Source organism: Methyloparacoccus murrellii, from assembly GCF_054657115.1.
Genome location: NZ_BAAHXD010000091.1, coordinates 1 through 2,679, shown reverse-complemented (window position 1 = coordinate 2,679; position 2,679 = coordinate 1). Strand labels below are relative to the sequence as shown.

The 2,679-nt window shown below is 62.0% G+C and carries 2 protein-coding genes; both read right to left on the bottom strand.

The features are described 5' to 3' along the window. Positions 1 to 106 precede the first annotated feature (106 nt). Positions 107 to 1,408, bottom strand: coding sequence for a glycosyltransferase family 87 protein (locus tag ACYQ1H_RS15335; RefSeq protein WP_460028907.1), 1,302 nt, complete (start codon positions 1,406 to 1,408; stop codon positions 107 to 109). Between the two features lie 30 nt (positions 1,409 to 1,438). Then, positions 1,439 to 2,632, bottom strand: a complete 1,194-nt coding sequence (locus ACYQ1H_RS15330; RefSeq protein ID WP_460028906.1) for a glycosyltransferase family 87 protein — start codon at positions 2,630 to 2,632, stop codon at positions 1,439 to 1,441. Positions 2,633 to 2,679: the final 47 nt, after the last annotated feature.

Below are 2,679 nucleotides of genomic sequence, written 5' to 3'. Positions count from 1 at the left end.
CTAAGTCATTGTTTTTGAAATGACATTCAGCAGGATCCGCCCGATGCACCGTCCCTGCAGGAGAAATGCCGCTCATGCCCTCAGCGCTTCAACCCGGCGTGGGAACTTACAACGCGCAACGCGCATCCGTCCTGTAGGAAGGCGCCCAGAAGGCGGCGACAGCGGCCAGAAATACGATGAGGAGCCCATAGCAATAGCGGCTACCCTCCCAAAGCCAGCTGGGCAGATCGTTCATTTCCGCTTCCCGCACCATCAGGGATGGCCATCCCGTCAACAGCAAGCCCGCCAGCAACGCCAGCCTCAAGACGATCCGATGCCGGCATTCCGAGCTGTAACGCCAGATCAGCAGACCCGCCGGCATCAGCAAGGGGAAGTAGTACAGCCAGCCCAGCGGGCTCAGCAGCACCATGCCGGGCAGACCGACGGCATGAATCGCATCGGCGGAGCGGAGGGTGCTCCCGTTGCGATACTTCAGGGCAAGCCAGCCGGTCAGGGCCGACAGCAGCAGCGCCACACCCAGGAACAGCGGCCGGGTGATGGTTGGCAACCCCAGCCAACCGGGGTAGCCGGCATAGCCAAATACCCGCGACAGAACCCCCAGCAGGGAGGCATTCCAGCCATTGCCATACCAGACAATGCCGCCCAGGGTCGAGAGATAATCGGTGTAGGCATCGAATCCCAGGGCCAGACCGGCCACCAGCGCGCAGAGGCAGCAGATCAGCAAGGCAAGCAGGCTGGCACGCACATGTCCGGCCAGGGCATAGAGGGGGACCAGCAGCAGGACAAACGGCTTCAGGCTGACCGAAAGCCCCAGCCACAGGGCCGACTGGACAGACTTTCCCTGCCGCAGCGTCGACCAGGACAGCGCTATCGTCAACAGAACAAGGAAGCTGACCTGGCCGAGCCAGACATTCACGAACACCGGAAAGTAGCCGAGAACCACCACGGCATGAATCAGCGACCTGCCGGGAAACCGGCGCCGATCCGGATCGGCGCCGGTGATCAACCGGATGGCGGCCACCAGTGCCAGCAGCGAGAGGCCCATCCACAGACGCCAAGCCGTCGCCAGGTCGAGTTGCCCCAGGGGCCGGGTCAACCAGCCGAAAAAGGGCGGGTTCAGGTTGCCATGCAGGCAAGCTGGCGACTCGATGACCTGGAGGGGGAGCGAAAAACTCTCGCCCGACGCTGGCGACACCAAAGGATGGCGGCAACAGGAGAGCTGATCCACCGACATGGACCAGTACATCGACAGCCCCTGCTGCAAGCGGGCACTGGAAAGGTAGAACTTGTAGAAGTCCGTTGAGGCAAGATTCTTGGCCATCGTTGCCAGGGTCAGGGCATAGGCGCCCGCAAGCAGGCCCAGCAGCGCCGGCAATACGAAGAGGTACATCAACCGTTTCAACGGCATGACACGCTCGAAAACATAATCCCGTTTCGATCAGTCGCGGCCAGCCACCGCGCCCGTGACATTGGGGGCCGTTGCCCTTCCGGCCACCGCCAGCAACAGGGCAACCAGGACGACAGGCGCTATTGGCAATGACCAAACCATGGCCATGGGCATCATGATGGCCGGCAGCAGCCACGCGGCGGCCAGCAGCCAGGCATCGCCCTTCCGCCAGCCGGTCTGCAGGGCAAATCCGACCATCCAGGCGATCGGAAAAAGCAACCAAGTGAGATCGTAGTAAAGCAGGTAGGGACTGACGAGAAAGCTTGCCGACATCAGGCTTGCCCCCCGCAAGCGGATATCATCGACATGCCGCCACACCCGCCATACCAACCCGGCCGCCATCATCGCGACCAGCGCATGCGCCAGATAGGCGATGCCGATCGGCGCGCCCAGGAGACGCATCGCGGCGAAAACGGTAGGCATCTTGGCCAGCGGCATCTTGCCGATTTCGATATTGTGCTGCGCCTCCGTGAGGCTGGCCAACGCGGCACCCAAGCTGTCAACGCCCAACACGACGGTGCTGAGACTCACGAAAACGACGACCGTCAGGGTTGCCGCGCCCAGCGTGCGCCAAGCTCTGGCGGCCAGCAAGGCGACCGGAAACAGCACGGCCAGCTGAGGCTTGATGGCCAAAAGGCCGATGCAAATGCCCGACAGGGTGGGCCTTGTTTTCAGCAGCAGCAGCGATGCGCCGGCCAGCGACGCGGTCACGAAGCCATTCTGGCCAACCAGGAAATTGAGCCACAGGCCCGGAAACAGGGTCATCAAGGCGCCGGCGGGGAGATACCGCGCGATCTGCCGCATCGTCCCCAGATACGCGGCCAGTGACACGGTCGAAAAGGCGAAATAGGCCTGGGAGAAGGAAAGACAGGCCAGCGGCAGGATGAGCAAATGAAAGGTCGGCAGGTAATACCAGGCAAAGCCATACCCTACGGAAGGTTGCACCAACTGCTCGGCCGCGAGCAGCCTGTGCATGTCATAGGCATCCGCCGCATGTCCGGACAGCGCCAGATGGGAGGCCGCCCAGAAAACAACGAAGTCCCCCAGCACCGGCTTGCCCTCGCTATCGATATAGCCCTGCGAAAAGGCCGTACAGATCAAGGCGAGCAAGCCAAGAACCTGCACCGACCACCGCAGACATGGATATCTTCTCTCGATGTCGAACCAGTATTTCCGATCATTCATGGGCAGCAAAAACGAGCCTGAAGCCTGTGGCAGCTGCGATCAGGTCA

Excerpts from the sequence above, each read along its gene's own strand:
- ACYQ1H_RS15335 (WP_460028907.1), bottom strand. The coding sequence starts at position 1,408 with ATGCCGTTGAAACGGTTGATGTACCTCTTCGTATTGCCGGCGCTGCTG.
- ACYQ1H_RS15330 (WP_460028906.1), bottom strand. The coding sequence starts at position 2,632 with ATGAATGATCGGAAATACTGGTTCGACATCGAGAGAAGATATCCATGT.